Origin of the sequence: Xenorhabdus griffiniae, assembly GCF_037265215.1 — a bacterium.
GTDB classification, from domain to species: domain Bacteria; phylum Pseudomonadota; class Gammaproteobacteria; order Enterobacterales; family Enterobacteriaceae; genus Xenorhabdus; species Xenorhabdus griffiniae.
Genome location: NZ_CP147737.1, coordinates 3,246,417 through 3,270,578 on the forward strand (window position 1 = coordinate 3,246,417; position 24,162 = coordinate 3,270,578).

Annotated in this window: 26 protein-coding genes and 1 tRNA gene; 16 read left to right on the top strand and 11 right to left on the bottom strand. The window is 43.5% G+C overall.

Features of this window, described 5'->3' with window-relative positions:
- Positions 1–329 precede the first annotated feature (329 nt).
- Genes WDV75_RS14240 through WDV75_RS14270 form a run of 7 tightly spaced genes read right to left on the bottom strand, consistent with a single transcriptional unit; the run spans position 330 to position 6,211 of the window.
- Complete coding sequence (locus WDV75_RS14240; RefSeq protein WP_273571932.1) at positions 330–1,184, bottom strand: tagatose bisphosphate family class II aldolase; 855 nt, start codon at positions 1,182–1,184, stop codon at positions 330–332.
- A 9-nt stretch (positions 1,185–1,193) separates the two neighbouring features.
- Positions 1,194–1,628: a PTS galactosamine/N-acetylgalactosamine transporter subunit IIA gene (gene agaF, locus WDV75_RS14245; RefSeq protein WP_273571930.1), complete on the bottom strand. Its 435-nt coding sequence runs from the start codon at positions 1,626–1,628 to the stop codon at positions 1,194–1,196.
- A gap of 9 nt (positions 1,629–1,637) precedes the next feature.
- Positions 1,638–2,480, bottom strand: coding sequence for a PTS system mannose/fructose/sorbose family transporter subunit IID (locus WDV75_RS14250; protein WP_273571928.1), 843 nt, complete (start codon positions 2,478–2,480; stop codon positions 1,638–1,640).
- Complete coding sequence (agaW, locus tag WDV75_RS14255) at positions 2,470–3,258, bottom strand: PTS N-acetylgalactosamine transporter subunit IIC (RefSeq protein ID WP_273571926.1); 789 nt, start codon at positions 3,256–3,258, stop codon at positions 2,470–2,472. Before agaW ends, WDV75_RS14250 begins: the two co-directional genes overlap by 11 nt.
- Before the next feature lie 10 nt (positions 3,259–3,268).
- Complete coding sequence (gene agaV, locus WDV75_RS14260; RefSeq protein ID WP_273571924.1) at positions 3,269–3,751, bottom strand: PTS N-acetylgalactosamine transporter subunit IIB; 483 nt, start codon at positions 3,749–3,751, stop codon at positions 3,269–3,271.
- 22 nt (positions 3,752–3,773) lie between these two features.
- Positions 3,774–4,931, bottom strand: a complete 1,158-nt coding sequence (locus WDV75_RS14265) for an SIS domain-containing protein (RefSeq protein ID WP_273571922.1) — start codon at positions 4,929–4,931, stop codon at positions 3,774–3,776.
- A complete protein-coding gene (locus WDV75_RS14270; RefSeq protein ID WP_273571920.1) occupies positions 4,928–6,211 on the bottom strand; it encodes a D-tagatose-bisphosphate aldolase, class II, non-catalytic subunit in 1,284 nt (427 codons plus the stop codon). The genes WDV75_RS14265 and WDV75_RS14270 overlap by 4 nt, the downstream gene beginning before the upstream one ends.
- Positions 6,212–6,741: 530 nt before the next feature.
- On the opposite strand from WDV75_RS14270, the gene WDV75_RS14275 reads away from it, so the two are divergent.
- The 6 genes from WDV75_RS14275 (at position 6,742) to WDV75_RS14300 (ending at position 11,671) form a co-directional block, all read left to right on the top strand.
- Positions 6,742–7,686 (top strand): glycosyltransferase family 9 protein, encoded by a 945-nt coding sequence (locus WDV75_RS14275; RefSeq protein ID WP_273571918.1) that lies wholly within the window; start codon positions 6,742–6,744, stop codon positions 7,684–7,686.
- 280 nt (positions 7,687–7,966) lie between these two features.
- Positions 7,967–8,332, top strand: coding sequence for a YkgJ family cysteine cluster protein (locus WDV75_RS14280; protein ID WP_273571916.1), 366 nt, complete (start codon positions 7,967–7,969; stop codon positions 8,330–8,332).
- Between the two features lie 298 nt (positions 8,333–8,630).
- Positions 8,631–9,896, top strand: coding sequence for an S-methyl-5-thioribose kinase (gene mtnK / locus WDV75_RS14285; protein WP_273571914.1), 1,266 nt, complete (start codon positions 8,631–8,633; stop codon positions 9,894–9,896).
- A gap of 9 nt (positions 9,897–9,905) precedes the next feature.
- Positions 9,906–10,076, top strand: a complete 171-nt coding sequence (locus tag WDV75_RS14290) for a hypothetical protein (protein WP_273571913.1) — start codon at positions 9,906–9,908, stop codon at positions 10,074–10,076.
- Complete coding sequence (gene mtnA, locus WDV75_RS14295; RefSeq protein ID WP_273571912.1) at positions 10,073–10,999, top strand: S-methyl-5-thioribose-1-phosphate isomerase; 927 nt, start codon at positions 10,073–10,075, stop codon at positions 10,997–10,999. The genes WDV75_RS14290 and mtnA overlap by 4 nt, the downstream gene beginning before the upstream one ends.
- Before the next feature lie 27 nt (positions 11,000–11,026).
- Entirely contained in the window at positions 11,027–11,671 is a 645-nt protein-coding gene (locus WDV75_RS14300; protein WP_273571911.1) for an L-fuculose-phosphate aldolase, read from the top strand.
- Between the two features lie 90 nt (positions 11,672–11,761).
- Here WDV75_RS14300 and WDV75_RS14305 read toward each other — a convergent pair.
- Positions 11,762–11,837, bottom strand: a tRNA-Val gene (locus tag WDV75_RS14305).
- 629 nt (positions 11,838–12,466) lie between these two features.
- Between WDV75_RS14305 and WDV75_RS14310 the strand changes: the two genes are divergently transcribed.
- The gene (locus WDV75_RS14310; RefSeq protein ID WP_338860027.1) at positions 12,467–13,153 is read left to right on the top strand and encodes a hypothetical protein; all 687 of its coding nucleotides are present in this window, start codon (positions 12,467–12,469) and stop codon (positions 13,151–13,153) included.
- Positions 13,154–13,179: 26 nt separating this feature from the next.
- Here the strand turns inward: WDV75_RS14310 and WDV75_RS14315 are convergent, their stop codons facing one another.
- Together WDV75_RS14315 and WDV75_RS14320 are read right to left on the bottom strand one after the other, a co-directional pair.
- A complete protein-coding gene (locus tag WDV75_RS14315) occupies positions 13,180–13,773 on the bottom strand; it encodes a tail fiber assembly protein (RefSeq protein ID WP_273572380.1) in 594 nt (197 codons plus the stop codon).
- Entirely contained in the window at positions 13,773–14,255 is a 483-nt protein-coding gene (locus WDV75_RS14320) for a phage tail protein (RefSeq protein WP_338860028.1), read from the bottom strand. The genes WDV75_RS14315 and WDV75_RS14320 overlap by 1 nt, the downstream gene beginning before the upstream one ends.
- Positions 14,256–14,648: 393 nt before the next feature.
- Between WDV75_RS14320 and WDV75_RS14325 the strand changes: the two genes are divergently transcribed.
- The 8 genes from WDV75_RS14325 (at position 14,649) to WDV75_RS14360 (ending at position 22,923) form a co-directional block, all read left to right on the top strand.
- Positions 14,649–15,821: a phage tail sheath protein gene (locus WDV75_RS14325; protein WP_273572310.1), complete on the top strand. Its 1,173-nt coding sequence runs from the start codon at positions 14,649–14,651 to the stop codon at positions 15,819–15,821.
- A gap of 11 nt (positions 15,822–15,832) precedes the next feature.
- Positions 15,833–16,351: a phage major tail tube protein gene (locus WDV75_RS14330; protein WP_074020972.1), complete on the top strand. Its 519-nt coding sequence runs from the start codon at positions 15,833–15,835 to the stop codon at positions 16,349–16,351.
- 106 nt (positions 16,352–16,457) lie between these two features.
- On the top strand, positions 16,458–16,775 hold the full coding sequence (locus tag WDV75_RS14335; protein ID WP_074020973.1) for a phage tail assembly protein: 318 nt from the start codon (positions 16,458–16,460) through the stop codon (positions 16,773–16,775).
- 14 nt (positions 16,776–16,789) lie between these two features.
- A complete protein-coding gene (locus WDV75_RS14340; RefSeq protein WP_208605066.1) occupies positions 16,790–16,909 on the top strand; it encodes a GpE family phage tail protein in 120 nt (39 codons plus the stop codon).
- Entirely contained in the window at positions 16,902–20,606 is a 3,705-nt protein-coding gene (locus WDV75_RS14345) for a phage tail protein (RefSeq protein WP_338860029.1), read from the top strand. The genes WDV75_RS14340 and WDV75_RS14345 overlap by 8 nt, the downstream gene beginning before the upstream one ends.
- Positions 20,603–21,109: a phage tail protein gene (locus WDV75_RS14350; protein ID WP_189760081.1), complete on the top strand. Its 507-nt coding sequence runs from the start codon at positions 20,603–20,605 to the stop codon at positions 21,107–21,109. Before WDV75_RS14345 ends, WDV75_RS14350 begins: the two co-directional genes overlap by 4 nt.
- Entirely contained in the window at positions 21,106–22,590 is a 1,485-nt protein-coding gene (locus WDV75_RS14355) for a phage late control D family protein (RefSeq protein ID WP_338804732.1), read from the top strand. The genes WDV75_RS14350 and WDV75_RS14355 overlap by 4 nt, the downstream gene beginning before the upstream one ends.
- 96 nt (positions 22,591–22,686) lie before the next feature.
- Positions 22,687–22,923: an ogr/Delta-like zinc finger family protein gene (locus tag WDV75_RS14360; protein ID WP_273571745.1), complete on the top strand. Its 237-nt coding sequence runs from the start codon at positions 22,687–22,689 to the stop codon at positions 22,921–22,923.
- 143 nt (positions 22,924–23,066) lie between these two features.
- Here WDV75_RS14360 and WDV75_RS14365 read toward each other — a convergent pair whose 3' ends face one another.
- Positions 23,067–23,291, bottom strand: a complete 225-nt coding sequence (locus WDV75_RS14365) for a YdcH family protein (RefSeq protein ID WP_273571746.1) — start codon at positions 23,289–23,291, stop codon at positions 23,067–23,069.
- Between the two features lie 266 nt (positions 23,292–23,557).
- On the opposite strand from WDV75_RS14365, the gene eco reads away from it, so the two are divergent.
- Positions 23,558–24,034, top strand: a complete 477-nt coding sequence (gene eco, locus WDV75_RS14370; RefSeq protein ID WP_273571747.1) for a serine protease inhibitor ecotin — start codon at positions 23,558–23,560, stop codon at positions 24,032–24,034.
- The last annotated feature ends 128 nt before the right edge of the window (positions 24,035–24,162 follow it).

Sequence of the window (24,162 nt, forward strand, 5' to 3'; positions counted from 1 at the left end):
TTCCAAAATACCCCCCTGACACTGCCAATATTCCTTCTAGGGGCCTGTAATCTTTTAGAAATTTTACTGTGGGATGTGTGTATTTTAATCAATCAGGACACCTTGGTAAGGGAATAGGAATGACATTAATTAACATGTCGTTATAAAACGTAAATCGGCTTAAAAAATTACAGATAATTTTGCAGGATGAACAATCCCAACCCAAGACATTAACTTCCGATGAACAGCGGGAATTAATAAAATTCATTAAATAAAACAAATAATTAAGAATAGAAAAGGCAACCCTAAAAAAGCGAGTGCCTTCTTTGCGAAAGCATTGCTGTAAAATGTTACATCATTCCTGCGCTACCGCAAATGCGGATTTTAGTTTCAACCACTTTGCGCATAGCCTCTTTACCCGGTGTGATATATTTGCGCGGATCGTTTGCATCAGGGTGTTCAGCAAAATAGGCTTTGACCGCGTCAGCAAAAGCGATTTTCAGATCTGTCGCCACATTCACCTTGCAGATCCCAAAATTAATCGCACGCCGAACCATCTCTTCAGGGATACCCGATGCACCATGCAATACCAGTGGAATATCAACCTGCTGCCTGATGGCGTCCAGGCGATCAAAATCAAGGTGCGGCTTACCGTGATACAGGCCATGCGCTGAACCTATCGCAACCGCCAATGAATCAATACCTGTCCGAGCAACATACTCTTTCGCCGCTATAGGATCAGTATAGAAGCTATCTTTGCTATCGACGACTAAATCATCCTCCTGCCCGCCAAGCCTGCCTAATTCGGCCTCAACGCTGACATCATAATTCTGGCAAAATCGGACCACCCGAGATACTGCCTCAATATTCTGCTCAAAAGGCAGATGTGAACCATCAATCATCACAGAACGAATACCAGACTGCACTTTATGACAGATATCATCATACTCTTCATGGTGATCCAGATGCAGTGCCACTGGCAGGTGGTTGATATAGGCCGCTTCACGACAGATAGACACCATATATTCCAGCCCTGCGTAGGTAAAAGTGCCAGGTGTTCCCGCCAATATTACCGGTGATGATAGTGCGGCGGCGGTTTCTACTACCACCTGCACTGTTTCAAGGTTATGGACATTAAAAGCGGGCACAGCATATCCACCCCGTTGCGCTTTTTTTAGCATTTCTCGATTAGAAATCAGATACATGTGACCTCCTCAGATACCATCAATATCCTGTGATGACGGTTTTTCACGCTGTTGCTCATGCCACAGACTGGTCAGCCCACGATGTCCGCACTCCAGTGCCATGTCGCGAAACTCAAGGGCTGTCATACCGTCACGTTCAAGCATCATCTCCACAACCATCTGCATATTAGTACCGGTAATAACCTGATATGCAGGATGATTTAATGCCAGTTGCGCAGACTGTCTGAATGGAGAACCACCGAGTAAATCGGTGAGAAAAACCAGCCCATCCCCCTGATCACATTGACCGCACGCAGCCGCCAGTGCTTTTTTCAGTGTCTCAGTACACATTCCTTCTGGAAAATCCACGGCTACACATTGCGCCTGTGGGCCAATGACCTGCTCTACTGCCTGCAACAGGCCACTGGCAAAACTGCCATGTCCGGTTATCACTACACCTAACATCTGCACCCCTTATAGAAAACCAACTAATTTACCGACAACCCCGAACACTACTGTGATACCAATCAGTTTCACCGGTGAGCTTCCCTTCTTCATCAGCCAGTACACCAGTAGAGTAAAAGCCAGAGGCAGCAGATTAGGCATCAGTTTATCCAGTACATCCGTCTGTAGAGCAACCTTCGCCTCACCCGCCTTCATGACTAACGGTGTGGAAAGATGAACGTAAGAAGCCACCAGCGCGCCTATCACTGTCATACCGACAATTGAAGCCGCATGAGAGATGTTCCTGGTGTGCGTTTTCAGCATGGCAATCGCTTTGGTACCGGCCTGATAGCCGTAATGCGCCAGCCCGAAACGCAGGGCAAAGTGCACAATATTAAACATTAGCAGAAAAATAATCGGTCCGAATAAACTGCCCTGAAGTGCCAAAGATGCCCCAATGCCGGCGCAAATAGGTAGTAGAGTCAACCAGAATAGAGCATCACCGATCCCGCCTAAAGGTCCCATTAATGCAACTTTCACAGCACGGATAGTAGATACCTTCTCTTTGCTCTTTTCCATCGCCAGTACAAGCCCAGACAGAAAAGTGACGTCAAAGGGATGAACATTGATAAACTCCATATGCATTTTCATGGAGTTGGATAAATCCTGTGGATTTTTATGGATCTTGCGCAGTGCTGGTATCAGGGTATATAACCAGCCTCCTGCCTGCATACGTTCATAGTTAAACGATGCTTGCAATAATAGTGAGCGCAGCGCCATTACGTTAATATCGCGGTTTGTCAGTTCGGGAGCAGGATCACTATCAATATAGTCGTCCCGATCAACCTGACTGGTTGCTATGTTAAATGCCATCGTTCATCTCCTGTGCGGTAGTCTGAGAACCAGCACCCTGATCGTCGTTACTGTCGTTACGGGTACGATTAAAGAAATCAATCAGTGCGATTGCGAATGCGCCGAGTGCGACTGCAATAATCGGCATGTTCAGGAAAGTTACGGAAATAAAACCCAGCATGAAGTAGGCCACATAGGTTTTTTTCATCATGAGTTTCATCAGTAATGAGAAACCAATCGCAGGCATCATTCCCCCTGCGACCGCAAGACCATCAAGCAACCATTGTGGCGCTTTTCTAACTATGGCACTCGCCGCATCTGCACCGAAATAGATAGGCAGGAAAGCCACAATAAAGTAGAACAAGAACAGAATGAGAATACCGAAGTAGTTAACCCATTCAACACCACGCCAGTTTAGTTTTTTCACCATTTCATCGCACTTGTGCATCATCGGTGAATAGATAGTGAACAACAGTGTGATGCAACCCTGTACGGCTATCGAAAATGGCACAGCTATCCCTATCGCCACTTTCGGATCGGTATGGGCCATGATCGCAAACGTTGTCCCAATCACCCCACCAATAACCACATTAGGTGGCTGTGCTCCGGCCAGTGGCACCATCCCCATCCAGACCAGTTCCAGCGTTCCGCCAACCAGCAAACCCGTCTGTACATCCCCTAAAATCAGTCCAACCAAAGGGCCGATCACGATGGGACGGTGAATATGAGTCAGTCCGTTGAACAAATCAACACCGGCTATCCCTGCCAGTAAAGCGATAAGTAGTGCGCTAGTAAGCATACTGACCTCCTCAGCTAATCAGCTTAGAGACAGATTCACCTGCTTCATCCGGCACCCGACGGATTTCACAAGTGACTCCCAATTTATCCAACTCACGGAATGCATTGATATCAGCGTCATCAACAGAAACTGTTTTGTGGATCTGTTTTTTTCCTTCCGAGAAATGCATATTTCCGACATTGACAAATTTAATAGGAACACCTCCTTTAACCAGAGTAAGCACATCCTGAGGTGTTTTGCAGACAATAAAAATTTTCTGCCTGTCCGCCGCCTTGTGGATGACATCAATTGTTTTCTGCAATGTGAAATAGCGGGTCTGCACATCGTCAGAAACCACCATATCCATTAGAGATTGCGCAACAGGGTCGGCTGATGCCTCATCATTTGCCACCACCACCAAATTCGCGCCCAGTGAATTTGTCCAGGTCACGCCAACCTGACCATGAATCAGACGGTTATCGATTCGGGTCATCAATATGTTTGGGGTAGACATACTCACTCCTGTTATTATTTTGTTAATAAAGGTATAGCTGGACACCTTGTACAACCCGATTTACTTCCCCTGTCGGGCAAGGATTATCGGGTGATAAGCTATGTGACAGCGAGGTATTGAATGCCAACAACTGGAAAAAGATAAGATACGGAAACATTAACCAGACATCAGAAAGCTCGCTATTGAGTTCAACAGCTCCCGACAATGGCAGGCTGCTAAGCGGAATAATCTGTTTTGCCAGTTCATCATGTTTCAGTTCATTGAGCAGATCGATATCATAACGGCGGCAATACGCTTCAGCCGACAGCATCACGACAACTAAGGTATTTTCATCGATCATAAATTTAGGACCGTGACGTACACCAAGCGTAGAATCAAAACGGGTTGCCACTTTCCCTGCGGTCAGTTCGAGCATCTTCAGGGCACCTTCTTCCGCGATACCGGTAAAACAGCCGGAACCCAACGCTACCATTCTGCTGAAACCGGACTGTGATACTTTCTGAACCTGCGGCAACCATTCTGAAAAACACTTTTCACAGAGAGTGGCCATCTTTTCGACTGACTTATCTGCCCGTGCAAAATCCAGTTTGCCAAGCAGTAGCAATGTCGCCAACGTCATGCAGCTGAAGCTGGATGTCATTGCAAAACTACGATCATGGGAACCTTTAGGCATAATCAGCGAACAGACATTGTTCTTACCCTCTGCCCGCTTCTCCTTGACATAATGGGCAAGCGCGCCATCAGGATTACAGGTAAGTATCAAGTGATAAACATCACCTGCCAGCTGATCTGCCAGCGCAATTACACCAACACTTTCCGGACTGTTACCAGAACGTGCATAGGAGACTAGTAAGGTCGGACGCTGTTTTTCAAGATACTGCCACGGTGTCGGCAGAATATCTGTCGATGCATAGGCGCAAACATCCAACCCGCAATGTTCACGTAACCACGGAGCCATCGCTTTACCGACAAAAGCGGAAGAACCGGCACCACAGAGGATAATCTGTAAATCAGGCTTAGCTAACAATGGAGACAAAAAAGGCTGCCACTGTGCCGCGCTGGACTCCAATTCACGATAGAGTTCACGCCATAAACGGGGTTGATGGGCTATCTCCTCTGCGGTAAACAGCGCATCGTGTTCTTCCAGCCATGACTGTGAATATGACAATATCGTCTTCATGCGACAGCTCCTTCACACGCGAGTGCGTACTGAAGTAAAACGGTTCTCACTTTATCCATCACCCACACTTTCGGATCCTGTTCCAGTCGCCCTGCTTTTACTGCTTCGGCCTGCTCAGGCAGGTATTGACTTAACATCGACAGAGGTATTGGGTTATTACGCAGGTTATCCAACAGCTTATTGACTGCCGCTTCTGCCTTTGGATCTGCCCAGTAATAACGGATGCGGTCACTAAGACTGTATTGGCGGTCGATATATTGCTGATGTGCACTGCCTTGGTAATAAGAATGCCAGTGCTGAGGCTGCTCATGCATGATTTGCTCCAGCGTACTGTGCAAGTGAGCCGCATTCAGCTCACCATTCCATTCACGATCTAGCTTATCGAGAGCAAACAGCCCCTCGCGCAGGGCAAACGTCAGTGCAGGCCCCACCTTTAGAATGGCAAAATGGTCACGCACCAATTCACGGTAAGCACGCGGAGTTTGGTAATCCGTAGAATGCGCCTCATAAACCAAATGGGGGACTGTCTCGATAAACTGGCTTAGTGTTTGTGCTTTCGCTGACTTGTAATGTTCAACATTATGATGATCAAATTCGACGCCAGGCTGAACCACAAGGCCAATAACCCGCGGCCAGACATCCGCTAAACCATGCTCCTGCCATGCGTGTTGATGAATTTTCAGCGTCGTTTCTGCAGCCAGAGGCGAAGTGATCTGCATCTCTGCCATTGACGCTTTAGCACCTCCCGGAACAGGAACTTCAGTGCCAATCACATAAACAGGGCGTTCACCGCCGTGCGCTTTCCAACTGCACTCAGCAACCTGACACAGCCTCGCTGCACGGGATGCTACGATTTCATCACAGAGCGGCACCGGATCATCGGCACAGGACATTGAGCAATCGAGATGAATTTTCCTGAAACCTGCCGCAACATAATCGTAAATCAATGTTTCAGAGAGCTGCATCGCCTCTTGTGCGCTACGGTTTTGCCATGCATTAGGCCCCAGATGATCACCGCCAAGCCAGACTTTTTCGCGGGGAAGCCCTATTTTGTCAGCAATGTTCCAGACCATTGCGCGGAAATCTATCGGTTGCATTCCGGTGTATCCACCGAACTGATTAACCTGATTAGAAGTTGCCTCAATAAGTACCGAAGAGTCTCTCTCTTTGGCAAAACAAATAGCACTTTCCAGCACCCAGGGATGGGCCGAGCAAACAGAGTAAACCCCAACGTTCTCGCCTGATTTATGGCGGTGGATCAACTGCAATAATGGCTGCATAGTATCTCCAGACTATTCAAATATGTTTAAAAACCTTACGTTTTTAATTAAAATAGATATTTCTTATTCATCAACCACAATGACGTCGGCACCGAAAACAATCAGTGCCTAATGGTAATCCCAGCATCAAGATCAAACTGCCCATATCAAGAAACAATTACAGCAGAGTGGAACAATCGAAAATGTGATCCTTATTAAAGTTCATTTTTAGAGAAAAACCACTTCGAGAATATTTCATTTTCATTCAAATCGACAGCATGATCTGTCATTCAGCTTATTCGTTCTTCTACTTAAAAGCAGTCAGGAACTGTAATTAAAGGAATTAAAAAACCCGCAAACTTTAATATTTTTTACGGCAACGGCATCGCGAATAAATTCAAAATCAATCACTGCATTGATTTTGTGGATCAAATAGCCTTTAATCTTGACTATATGTAAGGTATTTGCTCAGTAGTGTTAAAGAACAGTCTGGATTTAGTTATAATGAAATAAATTTTCAACGACAGAATTTTTAATTTTGACAATACCCTATGAAAATAGCCATACTACGCCGAAATGGACTTGGTGATCTTATTTGCACTCAGCCATTAATAAAGTTTTTACAGAAAACCTACCCCAACGCAGAGATCTGCTTATTTATAGATTTTGGCAATACTGAACTCGCTTATTATTTGTGCCCTGAAATCAAGATCTACACCCTTCCTAGAGGAAATAAATACTTATCTATTATTAAAACTGCATTAGCATTTCGTCGCAAAAAATTTGATATTGCGATATCAGCTAAACCTACCCCTATGAAACTAAATAATTTATTCTTATGGCTATTAGGGGCTAAAAAACGCTACGCTGTCGTTGCAGATAGGCATTGGCATACAAAGTTAATTAACTATCCAATTAGCCAAGAACAAGTCGATGGCTATCATCAGGCATTAAAAGTATTACGTACATTTTCACCTAATGAGAGTAAATTATCACCGGCGCTTTTTCCTCGTATCAAATTTAAAAATACCTTTCAATCGATTGAACAGCAGACTCCCATGATTTTATTTTCTGTCTCTAACAATAGAAAATACAGTCTTATTAATAATGAACGACTCACTTTAATAGCAAATAAAATTCTAGAAAATCATCCAGATACAAAATTTTTTATTTCTTCATATAAACATGACATCCCTTTAGCTGAGGATTTAAAATCACGGATAGGGAAAAATAGTGAAGTTGTAGTATCCGATTCTTTGGGTTCTTTTTTAGCTTTATTGAGCAGCATGACACTCATTATTGTCGGTGATGGGGGTATTTGTCATTTAGCTGCCGCATTACAGAAAAAGATTGTTGCCTTTTATGGTGTAACAAGACCTGAAAACTGGGCGCCAATGGCTAAAAAAGATACATTCATCACATTATATGATCCTGAAAATGTCAACAATATTGATTTAGATAAGGTTTATCCAGTGATATTTTCTTTTCTAAAATAATAAGTTATTAAATAATTTCAATTACATCAAAAATATATACCAATCTAACTTCAAGTTGCAGCTTGAAAATCAATGTGATTGTTTATATCTCCCCGCGTAGCGGGGAGATATAAGACGCATCTTGAAAGGCGATTGGTATATAAATTTATCTTGAAAATAGATCTAATTTGGTAACATAATTTCTTTTTAAGAAGGCTTGATTTTCATTGGAAAACGGGCATTTTGAGGAAAGGTTATTTTACCTAAGTATGGGTTTAAACATCAGATAGTGACATCTGGTATGAGTGAAACATTAATTTCTCAATCTAAGTTACAAGACAATCCCTGTATTAGTTGCGGTGCTTGCTGTGCATATTTTCGTGTTTCATTTTATTGGGCAGAAGCTGAGGATGGTGGCGGCACAGTTCCCGTCTCTATGACTGAAAAATTAAATGATTTTATGCGCTGTATGAAAGGCACCAATGAACCCCACCCTCGATGTACCAATTTATGTGGTGAAATTGGTAAATCGGTTTCCTGTTCTATCTATGATAAAAGGCCCTCTCCTTGCAGAGAATTTCCCCAAGCCTGGGAAACGGAAGATTATAATGAAAGTTGTGATCGTGCCAGAGCTGCTTATGGTCTTCCCCCTCTGCCAAAACCTTAAATATAATTGATACTCGTTTGATATTGGTCGAATAAAAAACAGAATATTTCATTCAAGAGGAATTCGTTAGTCCCATCACAGACACCTTACTTTTGCCTATCTATAGTTAACAAATGTAAATTTCATTACAGCAGAATGAGTTATCGCTGTGCAGTTTATACGCATTAAACTTCAAGTTGCAATTTACAACACGATATGAAACCTGATTTTTCCCCGCTTCGCGGGGAGAAATCACACGCATCTTGAAATTAGATTGGTATATGAACTTTCCTTCATGAAATTATCAGGATGAAAAATAATGTCTGCTTATCTTCCTACAGGGTATATTCCACAAACTTGCGAATCTTTATCACATTATCTCGCTAAAAATTTGCCAACAACCATTTCACCAGGCGGTTCTCCTGAAACCTGGCAAATTCAAGAAGTGGGTGATGGAAATCTTAATTTAGTTTTTATCGTCTCTGGAAAAGAAAAAACAATTGTCGTCAAACAGGCTCTGCCTTACGTACGGGCTGCGGGTGAATCATGGCCGCTTTCCCTTGTTCGTGCGCATTTTGAATATCATGCCTTGATTGAAGAAAAAAAAGTCGCCAAAGAATATGTTCCTGATGTCTATTTTTATGATGAGAAAATGTCTCTCTTTGTCATGGAGTATTTACCTCAGCATATCATCCTACGCAATCGCCTTATTGCCGGAGAAAAGTTACCCCAACTCGCCGAAGATATTGGCATTTTCCTTGCGAATACGCTGTTCCATACTTCCGATATCGGCATGGCTGCTAAAGATAAAAAAGATCTTACTGCTCGCTTCGCTAAGAATCATGAACTTTGTAAGATCACTGAAGATCTGATTTTTACTGAGCCTTATTTTAACGCAGAAAGAAATAACTGGACTGCACCTCAACTTGACGACGAGATCTATGCCATTTGGCAAGATCGCGCACTTATTCAAGCCGCTATGCAGTATAAGTATCAATTCATGACGCAAGCACAAGCGTTGCTGCATGGTGATCTCCATTCCGGTTCAATCATGGTGACACCAAATTCCACCAAAGTTATTGATCCAGAATTTAGTTTTATGGGACCAATGGCATTTGACATCGGTAACTACATCGGTAATTTATTGATGGCTTATTTCGCCCAACCCGCCCTGCGGGAAAATAATGCGCAATGCATTGATTACCAAACATGGCTTTTAGGGCAAATAGAAGCGACCTGGTCAGTGTTTGAACGCCATTTTCGCCAATTATGGCATGAAAAAGATATTGGGGATGCCTATCCGGTCGTGCTTTATCAACAGGGTACATTCGGTGCTTCCTTCTTAAAAACAGTGCAAGATGAATTTCTATCAACCCTATTTAAAGACACGCTCGCCTATGCTGGCTTAGAAATTAATCGGCGTATTGTTGGGTTTGCTGGTGTTGCCGATTTTAAACAAATTGAAGATCAAAACCAGCGCGCTGTCTGTGAAAAACGAGCACTAAAACTGGCACGAGAATTGGTTGTCAATCGAGAAAATTATCCCACTTTTTCGCTAATCAGGCGTTATATCGCACAGTGTTAAGAGGTTGATATGAAAATTAATGGCATTCATTATCGTTCTGTTTGGCTTGCTGACGATCGTTATACCGTCGAAATTTTCGACCAGACCAAACTCCCTTTTGAAATGCAGATTATTCAACTACGCACGATGCAAGATGCCGCAACAGCCATCAAAGACATGTGGTACGGGGAGCGCCTTTGATTGGTGCCGTCGCTGCATATGGTATGGCTTTGGCAATGCATCAAGAAAGTAGCGATGAAAATCTGCAACAGGCTTACAATGTTTTAGTGAAAACCCGTCCTACTGCGATCAATTTAAAGTGGGCGTTGGATCGAACTTATCGCACGCTAGAAAATCTCGAACATGCACATCGTGAAGCAGCGGCTTATCGTATTGCCAATGAAATTGCAGATGAAGATGTGGAACTCTGTCGCAAAATTGGTGAGCACGGACTAAAAATAATCCAGAATATTGCCGAAACCAAACCAACAGGCGAAACAGTCAATATTTTGACTCACTGCAATGCCGGCTGGCTTGCGACGGTAGATTGGGGAACTGCTCTGGCGCCCATTTATATGGCACATGATGCCGGAATTAAGGTTCATGTCTGGGTTGATGAAACCCGCCCACGTAATCAAGGAGGGTTAACTGCTTTCGAATTGGGTTCACATGGTGTACCACATACTTTAGTTGCTGATAACGCCGGCGGGCACTTGATGCAACATGGCAAAGTGGATCTCTGTATTGTTGGCACAGACCGGACAACAGCCAGGGGCGATGTGTGCAACAAAATTGGTACTTACCTCAAAGCATTAGCGGCCAAAGCCAATCAGGTGCCTTTTTACGTGGCCCTGCCATCTCCTACACTGGATTTTACAGTCTGGGATGGTGTCAAAGAAATTCCCATTGAGCAACGTTCAGGTGAAGAACAATCCCACGTATATGGCATCACACCTGAAGGTGTACGAAGCTGGGTCAACACAGCGCCACATGGAACCTCTTGCGAAAACTATGCTTTTGATGTTACACCTGCTGAACTTATCACCGGATTGATTACTGAACGTGGGATTTGTGATGCTAGTGCGGAAGGATTACGGGCGCTTTTCCCTGATCTGTGTGGGTAACCGTCATTATCATACAAGGTAAAAATGATGAATAAAGAGCAAATTGCCCAAGAGATTATTGAAACTTGTCTTAAAATGAACGCGCTTGGATTAAACCAAGGGACATCAGGCAATATCAGTGCCCGTTATCAAGATGGTTTTCTGATTACCCCCAGTGGCATAGCTTATGAAAAGCTAACGGCTGATCAAATCGTATTTATCAGTAATCAGGGGGAATTTGAAGCCGATAAGGTGCCTTCAAGCGAATGGCATTTTCATCTCTCTTGCTATCAAGCACGTGCCAATCTCAACGCCGTTGTACATAACCATGCTGTTAATGCTACCGCAGTCTCTATTCTCAATCATGCTATCCCCGCTATCCACTATATGGTTGCCGTGACTGGCACTGATCATGTTCCTTGTATTCCCTATGCCACTTTTGGCACGACTGAATTAGCTGATAATGTAAAAAAGGGGATCGCATACAGTAAGGCATTATTGATGCAGCATCATGGCATGATTGCAATGGAAGTTAATCTGGAAAAAGCGCTATGGTTGGCCAATGAAATTGAGATATTGGCACAACTTTATTTAAAAGTGCTGCCAATTATGGAAACCGTTCCAATACTTTCTCCGGCAGAAATGCAGCAAGTGCTGGAGAAATTCAAAAGTTATGGGCTAAAGGTAAAATAACGGCAATATTCTGTATGTTAGAGAAAAATATCAAGGGGATATGATTTTAAGGTAAGCAAATAGCTGATAAGAAATAATGCTGGTATGAAGTGGTGGGCGATACCAGATTCGAACTGATGACCCCCTCCTTGTAAGGGAGATGCTCTACCAACTGAGCTAATCGCCCACTTCATATCTTGATACCTAAATGGTGGGTCGTGCAGGATTCGAACCTGCGACCAATTGATTAAAAGAACGTAGAACTATCATCTAAATCAACTAGATACAGCGAAAACCGCCGCTCACAACGTCCCATTTCGCAAAAGTTAGAAAAACATAGAATGCCTATAAAAACTTTCGAGTCCCAAATGCGTCTCACCTAATTTGGCAGCATCCAGCCTATGCAATCCGACCTCAACCATCATGATCGCTATTCACCCCCTGCCCCAAATCCCACCCAATAACCGACCAAATTTTCCCCATTCACCTCCATATCCCTCCAAACTCACATTTTGCACATTTATTGAACTAATAATTTGTTGAATTTCAACGCGTTCAACAGTCAGTTACCCGTTTTTAATGCACGAATCGGCCTATTGTGGGATTTCATAAAACCTCGGTTTGGCAGAAACCCAGCGACTGGCGGAAAATGCTTTATCCAAAAAAGCGAATGGGGCAGATATTGAGGATAAAACAAAATTTATTGATAACATAGGGTTAAAAGATACTGTTAATAGGGCATATAACGCGTTAAACAAATACGCTAACGGTGCGGACATTACCGATAAATCGGTGTTTGTGAGCAACCTAAATTTCATGGACCAGGTAATTCGAACTGATCTGATTAACGGTAATCAACAACGTATTCAGAGCGAGTTAATAGTAGATAATCGTCTAACTGTGACGAACGAAGTGTACTGTCAGTCGGGAAATGCAGCTATTGCATTGAAATCAACAAAAGGCGGTCCCCACATAGCGTACACTTGGAATAATTCCCAATGGCATGATGTGCGCTTTCCGGAAGGCAAAGGAACCGCCATCGTTTTAGGCGCTAATTGCTGGATAACCGGGGATGGTTACCTGAAATTAGCCTCGCCCATTATCAAAATTTGGCGTGAGGGTAAATTTGAAACCAATAACGAGTCTGAAGGTGCTATCGTGGAGCGTTTGTCCGAGGGCGTTTACCTCATCAAAAACGTGCTGGGATTCAATGCCGATGCGGCATGGGGCGGTGTTGATGGTGGGGTTGATATACCGCTGTGCAAAAATAAATTGCCGCTAATTTGGGTAAACTATAAGGTGTTGCCGGATGGTTCTATCAAATTAATGACCTATCACCGTGAACATGCAGATGCCCCCGCATTCGCCAGAAATGTACGTGAGGGCTATGCCGACGGCGACCCAATTGATATTCCCAGTGGTAGATTTATTTCCGTTCGTGTACAAATGCCGGAAAATTCTATTTGGAATCAACAGCAACGGAAATTAGCTGAATCAAAATAGTGTTTAGGGGCACACAGCCCCTGTATTTATTTCGGCTGTTCTGGCCATGAGATATCGGGCGCGGTAGCGCAATCCACCCGATTGAGCAGTACCCGATATTTGCGCCATTCGGTGAGTGCGGATTTTTCGGCGTCGGTTGCCATATCGAGGTCAACGGCGTCCTGATAAATATCAATTTTGGCTCTGGCGGTATCCAACAATTGCCGTTTCCGGGATTCCGCCTGTTGCTGTTCATGCTGGCGTTGTGCCTGAATATCTGTTACCCACTGTTTGCCATTCCATTTATCAAACGGTGTTGCGGGTGCCTCTGGTGTTGTTTTCGACGGATAATCACCGAGTGCTGTAATCACCTGTGCGGCACCTGTTTCAATACTGTAAACGGTTTTACCACGATGATCTGCGACGTACTCCCACGCGGACAAATCTGCCGTTCGGCAAATGGCATAACCCTGTTTGTGGTCACCCGGCGCATCAATACACGAGTGAGCCGGAATCCCCAGACCGACGAGTAAAAACTCCACAGATGCAGAACTATATTCTCGCGTTTCGCTGTGATAATTATAAACAGTAATATTACCTGCGACAGTGGCGATATGATTTTTGTCTAATTTTGCCGTCATTATACTGCCCTCACAATGTAGTTAAATGCGATGTTTATGGGGCGGGTTTCCATTGCTGTGCGCACCGCACGGGATGCATCAAATATCCAATTTACGGCCCCATATCCTGTAATTTCAGTCGATGGTGTTAGTCCAGATGACAGAACATGCCCCAATTGTGTGAATGGACCCGAGGCGCTGACACCCTGAAAAAGCTGCGTTCGCCCAAATGTTCCGACAATATTTTGAATCGCATCAATCTGAATCGATAATAGTTCTCGTCCGGCATCGTCGCCGGTATCGCCGTTCCAGCCGCGCAGAAATTTACCTCTCAAATCCGGCAATGTTAGTGATGGATATACACGCGCCAGCTCTGGATATTGTGCTGCGGTAAACGTAGCGCCGTTACATTGCATCCATCCAGCAGGCGGGGTTGCTAACGGCCACGGAATCGGTACGCCAACGGGTAATGCCGAGCCTGCCGTTAAACCGAGGTTTTTCACAATCCACAGATCCTCACGATCCAGTCAAGATCCCACTCTCGAAACTCCAAAAACTGAAAACCAATAACAAAAAAGAGCCATTTTAGCCTGTCAAAAAATAACCAAAAGCCAGAATCACACTGAATAATACCGGAAAGGATAAATTTTGAACTAATGGTGGGTTGTTAAATAACCAATATAAGGTTGTTATTTAACCAGGTAAGGATTTTTTTCAACCAAACCATTTGATTTTCCCCAACCCAACTAGAATTAATTAAAATAAACTCAATTTATTGATTATAAAAGAAAATATAAAACTACATTTGTACCACTCTCCACACACAGCCAATCGAATGATTTCCCCCGCCTAATCCGCCAATATATCAGCACACCTTAACAGGAGAGAACGCTAATATGGCACAAGATTATCATCACGGAGTCCGTGTACAGGAAATCAAAGAAGGTACTCGTACCATCACTACCGTTAGCACCGCTATCGTGGGTATGGTCTGTACTGCACCTGACGCAGACGAAAAAACATTTCCATTAGATACACCGGTATTACTGACTGACGTTATGAGCGTTATTGGTAAAGCTGGTGAAAAAGGCACTTTGGCCGCATCACTGAAGGCAATCGCAGCACAGGCACAACCTGTCACTGTCGTGGTTCGTGTGGCTGAGGGCGAAACTGAAGAAAAAACCAGTAGCAACATCATCGGTGGGGTTACGCCGGAAGGCAAGAAAACGGGTATGCAGGCACTGCTCGCTGCGCAAAGCCAGCTCGGTGTTAAACCCCGCATTCTGGGTGTTCCGGGTCTGGATTCAAAAGCTGTAGCTATTGAACTGGCCTCTATTGCCGAGAAGCTGAAAGCAATGGCGTATGTGAGTGCTTATGGCTGCAAAAAAATCGAAGAAGTCATCAAATATCGTGAAAACTTCAAGCATCGTGAGCTGATGCTGATTTGGCCTGACTTCCTGAGCTGGGATACCGTCACCAGCAGCGAAGCGACTGCTTTCGCAACTGCTTATGCACTGGGCTTGCGCGCCAAAATCGACGAAGAGACCGGCTGGCACAAAACCCTGTCCAATGTGGGCGTTAACGGCGTAACGGGTCTGTCTGCTGATGTCTTCTGGGATCTGCAAGCGACTGGAACTGACGCTGATCTGCTGAACAAAGCAGGCATCACGACGCTGATCCGCAAAAACGGTTTCCGTTTCTGGGGTTCACGCACCTGTTCTGATGACGCATTGTTCCAGTTCGAAAGCTACACCCGTACCGCTCAGGTTCTGGCTGACACTATGGCTGAAGCGCATATGTGGGCTATCGACAAGCCGCTGACGCCATCACTGGTACGCGACATTATCGAAGGTATCAATGCCAAGTTCCGCGAGCTGAAAGCCGGTGGCTACATCATTGACGGTCGTTGCTGGTATGACGACAAAATCAACGATAAAGACACCCTGAAAGCTGGCAAACTGACCATCGATTATGACTATACCCCTGTACCGCCACTGGAAAACATGATGTTACGCCAGCGCATTACAGATAGTTACCTGATGGATTTCGCGAAAAGTATCAATAAATAAGGGGCTAACTGATGGCATTACCTCGCAAACTTAAATACCTGAACTTGTTCAATGACGGCAACAACTATCAGGGGATCGTGGAAGAACTGACTCTTCCTAAGTTAAGCCGCAAGCTAGAAGCCTATCGCGGTGCTGGCATGAATGGCAGCGCAATGGTGGATTTAGGTCTGGATGAAGGCGCACTGGATGCTGAATTTACTCTGGGTGGCGTTGAAGCTCAACTGTACAAACAGTGGGGCATCGCGAAAGCTGATGGTGTCATGCTGCGCTTTGCTGGCTCTTTTGAGAGTGAAGATAACGGTGAAGTGGTTGCAGTAGAAGTTGTGATGCGTGGTCGTTTTCAGGAATTCGATCACGGCACTTATAAACAAGGTGATAACACCCAGACCAAAATCACTGCCAAAAATACTTATTTCAAACTGACATGGAATGGTGAAGAACTGATTGAAATCGACACCATCAACATGGTTGAAAAAGTAGGTGGGGAAGATCGTCTGGAGCAGCATCGCCGCGCTATCGGTCTTTTTTAATCGCTTCTTTTAGCAATTAACTTTTTTAAAACTTATTTCCTGTCTCATCAGTGTATTAACCGTGCCTGTTGAGACAGGTTTCTAATCGGATAAACAAGGTTGAACCATGACAGAAACACTGAATACTCAAAATGACGATCTGCGCACCATTGAATTGGAAGCACCACTGGCGCGAGGCAATGGCGAAATCACGGAAGTGATGGTACGCAAACCTAACAGCGGTGCGTTGCGCGGTGCACGTTTACAGGCACTGCTGGAAATGGATGTGGATTCTATGCTGCTTGTCCTGCCGCGTGTTACCACCCCTGCATTGACCAAAAATGACCTGATGATGATGTCACCTGGTGATCTGATTAATCTCAGTGTGGAGGTGGTCAATTTTTTGTTGCCGAAGTCGGTCAAGTCCGATTCCCAGAACGATTAACCGTTGATGAATTGGTGGCAGATATTGCCACCGTTTTTCACTGGACTCCGGCAGACACAGATGCAATGTCACTGCCGGAATTATTGGACTGGCGACATCGGGCCATTTTAAGAAGTGGTGCAGAAAATGAGTAATATACAGTCACAGCTTAACAAGGTATTGAGTACCGTTGGAAAGCTGACCAGTTCCTTTAAATCTTTTCAACAGCATCAGAAAAAACTGGTAGGTTCAGTTGATAAAATTTACAACCAGTTCAAAAAACTCAATAAGACTGTTGAAGGATTAAAACCCATTGTAGGTTATGCGCAGGAAACTGCGCGTATGCGCGCCGATCTTAAGGCTTATCATCAAACTATTAAACAATCTTTCTCTGCGCGGCAGAATTCCTCACAAGTCATGCAGGTGAGTGCCGCCAGCCAATCAGCTAATATTGTTCAAATAAACCAAAATGCCAGACAGGAAAACTCATCCAGTAAAAAGAATGAGTTCAATCTTGGTGTGACGGGTAATATGACTAACAATTTTAAATTGTTAGATAAATTGGTTATTAATATTAATCCTCAGATAACAATTTTATTTAGTATGCTAAATAAAATTAATGGGGTTTTGAATATAACTGCTGGTTTTGTAAAAGTCACATTCCAAACATTAATTAATTATGTACAAGTGTTTGGTAATGTTGGTATCAAAATATTTGATTCTTTAAGAGTTAAATTAAATATATTTGCATTGCTGGGGATTCAGGCTTTTATTGAATTGAGAGCCAGCCTGAACTTTTTTGCACAGTTGGGAGTTCGGACTTTTGTCGAGCTAAGGGCCGGACTGAACTTCTTTATCCAATTGGGACTTCGGGCGTTTGTCGAATTGAGAGCCAGCCTGAACTTTTTTACACAATTGGGAGTTCGGGCTTTTGTCGAGCTAAGGGCCGGACTGAACTTCTTTATCCAATTGGGACTTCGGGCGTTTGTCGAATTGAGAGCCAGCCTGAACTTTTTTGCACAGTTGGGAGTTCGGGCGTTTGTCGAATTGAGAGCCAGCCTGAACTTTTTTGCACAATTGGGAATTCGGGCTTTTGTCGAGCTAAGGGCCGGACTGAACTTTTTTATCCAGTTAGGAATTCGGGCTTTTGTTGAACTAAGAGCCAGCCTGAACTTTTTTGCACAGTTGGGAGTTCGGGCTTTTGTCGAGCTAAGGGCCGGACTGAACTTCTTTATCCAGTTGGGGCTTCGGGCGTTTGTCGAATTGAGAGCCAGCCTGAACTTTTTTGCACAATTGGGAGTTCGGGCGTTTGTCGAGCTAAGGGCCGGACTGAACTTTTTTATCCAGTTAGGAATTCGGGCTTTTGTTGAACTAAGAGCCAGCCTGAACATTTTTGCTCAATTTGGGATCCAGATTTTTGTTCAGCTAAAAGTCAGTTTTGGTGCATTTGCTGAATTAGGTCGTCAGGCTTTAGAAACATTAAAATCCAGCTTGAATGCATTTGCTCAGTTGGGTATTCAAGCTTTGGGGGCATTAAAATCCAGTCTGAGTTTCTTTGCCCAAATAGGGATTCAGGCGCTGGATAAATTAAAATCCACGCTGGATGCGTTTGTGCAATTAGGGCTTAACGCTTTTGACAAATTAAAAGCCAGCCTGAGTTTCTTTGCCCAAATAGGGATTCAGGCACTGGATAAATTAAAATCCACGCTGGATACATTTGTGCAATTAGGGCTTAACGCTTTTGATAAATTAAAAGCCAGCCTGAATTTCTTTGCCCAATTAGGGATTCAGGCGTTGGATAAATTAAAATCCACGCTGGATGCGTTTGTGCAATTGGGTATTCAGGGCCTGAATAAATTAACGGCACCTTTGGATATATTTACCCAAATAGGGATTCAGGCGTTGGATAAATTAAAATCCACGCTGGATACATTTGTGCAATTAGGGCTTAATGCTTTTGATAAATTAAAAGCCAGCTTGAGTTTCTTTGCTCAAATAGGGATTCAGGCGCTGGATAAATTAAAATCCACTCTGGATGCGTTTGTGCAATTAGGGCTTAACGCTTTTGACAAATTAAAAGCCAGCCTGAATTTCTTTGCTCAATTAGGGATTCAGGCGTTGGATAAATTAAAATCCACCTTGGATGCATTTGTGCAACTAGGTATTCAGGCTCTGAATAAATTAACGGCACCTTTGGATATATTTGCTCAACTGGGAACGCAGGCGCTGGATAAATTAAAATCCACCTTAGATGCGTTTGTGCAATTGGGTGTTCAGGCTCTGAATAAATTAACATCTCCCCTGGATGTATTTGCTAAATTAGGTATGCAGGCTCTCGAAGAGTTAAAAGCCAGTCTAAATTTCTTTGCGCAGTTGGGTGTTCAGGCACTGGACAAGTTAAAATCCAGTCTGGATATATTTACTCAGATTGGGGTTCAGGGACTGGAAGAGTTAAGAGCCAATCTGAATAGATTTGCGCAGGTAGGGATTCAGGCTATGGAGAATTTAAGAGATGGCTTGAAGGCATTTGCACAATTTGGAACTGAGGCTTTGGAAGCGCTAAGAGCGGCCATGGACTTTTTTGGTAAAACCGGAAACAAGGTTTTTGGCTCACTTAATGATGGTGCTGATTTACTGTCTAATAAAGGAGGTAAAGATACTTTTGGAAGACAGCGAAAAGGCTTAGGAGCATTAGGAAATATTGGTCAAAAAGTTTTTGGCTTTTTAGGTAATGGCATAAATATTCTGGCAAGTGTTGGTGTTAAAGGTCTGTCTTTTTTAAGTAGTGCTTTTAGTGTATTAGGTAAAGCAATGCTGTTTATTGGCCGAGCTATGATGGCGAACCCTATTCTTGCCATTATTAGTGTTATCGCAATGGCTGCTATTTATATTTGGCAGAATTGGGAAACATTAGGCCCCAAATTCGCTGCTTTGTGGGAAAACATCAAAAATGTCTGTAGCAATGCATGGCAGGGAATTAAAAACCTGGTCAGTGCTGCTTGGGAAGGTATTAAAAGTTATTTCATGAATGGGGGATTAATCGGCCTTATTTACCAAAATTGGGACACGATTAAACAAAGCACCGCAGAAGCATGGGAATCCGTTAAAGCTAAAATAGGTGAAGTTTGGGAATCTGTTAAACAGAATACGTTAGAAATTTGGGAAAGCGTTAAAAAATCAGTTTCAGATAAATGGAATGAAATTGTTGCCGATGTTCAGGCTATTCCTGAAAAATTAAAAGCGGCTGGGTCAGAAATGATCGATAGCTTGCTAATTGGTATTCAAGAAAAATGGGAGAACCTGAAAAGTAAATTCGCTTCTATTACTGATTGGTTTAAATCGTGGTGGTCTGGTGATGATAAACAGGAAGTTACCGTAAAAACATCACAGGATATTACCAAAAGCGACACATCTCAGCAGGCAAAACAGATTACTCAACATGATAAAGGAGGATTTATTCCTGCCGGGAAACTAGGCCTTGTAGGGGAATATGGCCCTGAAATTATCAATGGCCCAGCTAACGTTACCAGCCGGAAAAATACTGCGAAACTCGCTGCCTTGGGGCTTGCTGTGAGCTCAATGTCACTGCCAATTGCGGCGCAGGATGCACCATTACACGCGCAGAGTTTACCTGCTTACGCTTATGAGGAAGTGCAGGCGAAATGGGAGCGGAGTCAGCCACAGCAATACAGTGGCGCAGCACCGCAATATAACATCTATGTCTATGGCGCTCAGGGACAGTCCGCGCAGGATATTGCCCGTGTGGTCAGGCAGGAATTGGAACAAAGGGAACGTATGCATCAAGCGCGTATGCGTAGCTCACTTTCAGACAGAGGAGAAGATTTCTCATGATGGCTGCACTTGGTTTGTTTGTTTTTATGCTGAAAACAACGCCCTATCAAACTTTTCAATATAAACAGAGTTGGCGACATGCCTTTAACAGCCGCGTGGGAGCGCGGCCTGCCTGGCAGTTCGTCGGTTCAGACAATGATACGATCACGCTATCAGGGGAACTTTATCCTGAACTGACAGGTGGCTCACTTTCATTAACCGCATTGAAATTGATGGCTGACAGTGGCAAGGCATGGTCTTTTATTGATGGCAGTGGTGCCATTTACGGTATGTTCGTTATCGAAAGCATTGATGAGACAAAAACAGAATTTATGTCAGGCGGTGCGGCCAGAAAAATCAGTTTCACGCTGACCTTGCGACGTGTTGACAACAATTTGCTCGAAATGCTGGGTGATTTGCAGGAGCAGCTTTCTGATATCAAGAAAGATTTACCCAATTTGCCAAAGAAACTTTCTGCATTCAAAGATGATGTTGTTGATAAAGTCAAGGGGGTGTTCTCATGATCGATGTTGAAAAGTGGATACCAGACACGGATTGGGTTCCCCAATTTGATTTAGTCACTGGAAAAGTCAGTGAGCCAGCTTTTCGTCTGGAAATCAACAACAAGGATATCAGTGGGAAGATCCAATCACGCCTGATGTCATTAACATTGACGGATAATCGTGGTTTGGAATCCGACCAGCTCGATATTGAGTTGGATGATGCGGATGGTATGCTGATGCTGCCTCGTCGTGGCGATATTCTTACATTAGAACTGGGGTGGCATGGCCATCCCTTAACGCCGAAAGGAAAATTTGTTATTGATGAAATTGAACATGTCGGTGCGCCAGATCGATTAACCATTCGTGCCCGTAGTGCGGATTTTCGTGGTGATCTGAATACGAAAAAGGAAATGTCTTACCATAAATGCACCCTAGGCAGTATTGTCAGTACCATCGCTGCCAGAAATAAATTGGCGTTTAAGATAAGTTCAGCGTTGGAAAATATCTCTGTGCATATCGATCAAACAAATGAATCTGACATCAGCTTTTTGACTCGGCTGGCAAAACAAGAAGGTGCAATCGCTTCAGTCAAAAATGGTGAATTATTGTTTGTTCAGCAAGGGCAAAATAAAACGGTGAGTGGTAAGCCTATTCCGCCTGTACTGATTACGCGTAACTCAGGGGATAGTCACAGATTTTCGCTGTCCGATCGTGAAGCCTATACGGGGGTAGTTGCTCAATGGATGGATACACGTACAGCAACTAAACAGACGGTTAAATTGAGGCGAAAGGAAACAACAGAAGGAAAAGTTGAAATTAACTTTGAATATGAAAGCAGTAACAGTCAATCATCAGGCAAGGGGCCGGCTCAAAAAGATAAAAACGCCACTAAAAAAGAGGGGGGAACGTCCAGGCAAAAGCACCCCCAATCCACTAAGCAGGGTAAAGATCTTAAACCTAAACCACCTGCACCTGGCAAAGTTAATTTAGCGAAGAAAAACCCAAACACTAAAGGTCGTGAAAAGCCGACTTATATTAAAAAGGGGAATAAAAAGAAAAACAAAAATAAAGGTCACGGCAGTATTGAGATAGAAGCAAATTTCGATATTGAAGCAAGCTTATCTTATGAAGAACAGCGTGAATCAACGGTTGAACACCATCAAACAACTACAGTACAGCAAGAATCTGCAAGCTATTTGGTGGGAACCCAGGAGAATATTCTGACGCTTTCGCGCATTTATTCTAACGAAGAAAGTGCAAAGCGTGCCGCTATCGCTGTTTGGAAAAAAATGCAACGAGGAGCTGCGCAGTTCTCTATCACATTAGCGTTGGGGCGTGCTGATATTTATCCTGAAACGCCCATCCAGTTAGAGGGTTTTAAGCCAGAAATTGATGGAACTGACTGGACTTTGGTCAAAGTCACTCACACGCTCAATGACAGTGGTTTTACGACATCCTTAGATCTCGAAATAAAAATCGACGAAGTTGAAATGAGTGCTTGATCTCGATATGAGATCTTTGGTATATTGTTCACCAGACGGGATGATGTTATTTCAAGACAGTTATTTCAAGATAACGATTTCAGAAAGGTGAACAATATGATTAAGTGTCCTCTGTGTGGTCAATCAGCGCACACTCGTAGCAGCTTTGAGCATTCAAGCCAAACAAAGGAGCGCTATAACCAATGTCAGAATATCAATTGTGGAGCAACGTTCGTTAGCCATGAAACCTTTGTCCGTTTCATTTCTAAGCCAGGTGAAATCCAAAATGTGACGCCACATCCAAGGGCAAAAACCAAGAGACAACCTCGCCAGAAAGCGGCTGCCGTACAATAAATAACGAAAAAATTATTGCTCCAGTTTTTTGCCACCGTTATGGTGGCTTTTTTTTGGGTGTAAGATTGAAAAGGTTCTCCATTCGAGAACTCATTGTGACGCCCGCTTGTCTACAAAGCAGGCGTCAAAACCACTTGGCTGATTTACTTCTGGTTTTGATATTGTTCCTGCAAAATCCGTTGCATTTCATCTTTGATGTGTAGTTTTTCTTTTTTCAGACGCACAACTTTATCGTTATAACCTGCACCATTTGGGCCTTCTAGTTGGGTTATCTCGTGGTCAAGTCGGTTATGTTTTTCAAACAGGGATTGGAAGCGGGGATGAGATTCTTTCAGATTGGATACTAAATCACGATATTCTGGAAACATAAGACCTCCTATACGAAATTCACTATCACACTCAAGGAGTGTAGCAGGTCATTTTAATATCAGATTTGAGAAATATCACATAAAAAAGAACTGGTAGAACCTGTTAGTTTGTTGGTGATAAATAAAATTTGATATTTATTATGAGTGAATAGATTTTCTTTATTCAATGCCTTTAAGAATCAGTACCTTGCCAAAAAACATAATTTACCCCTGTCTTTTTGTTGTTATTATCTAGTCTCCTTTTTAAACATATTCAGAGGTGATATATGAAAAAATATCTATTCCCTTTAGCTGCATTGATGGTGTCAACTTCGGTTTTTGCGGACAAAAAACTTGAAGATATCGCCCCTTATCCTGCGCCTTCTGAGAACATGGCTCGTAGCGTGATTGAATTACCTCAGAAAGAACATGAAAACGGCTATATGGTTGAGTTGGTGATTGGCAAGGATATGAAAGTGGATTGTAATCATCACTGGTTTGGCGGTAAGTTGGAGACTAAAACCCTGGAAGGGTGGGGATATGACTATTATGTGCTAAATAATGTAACGGGTCCCGCCTCAACAAAAATGGCTTGTCCAAATAAAGAAAAAACAGTGCGTTTTGTTCAGGTTCAGTTAGGTAAGGATGCTTTCGTTCGTTATAACAGCAAATTACCTATCGTGGTATATACGCCAAAATCGGTGACAGTTAAATACCGTATTTGGCAAGCCTCGGATGAGGTAAAGAAAGCAGTTATTAATTAACTATACGCATTAAACTTCATGTTGCAATTTACAGCATGATATGAAACGTGACTTCTTCCCGCGACGCGGGGAGAAGTCATATGCATCTTGAAGTTAGGTTGTTTAAAAATACATTTCTTCGTTGCTTA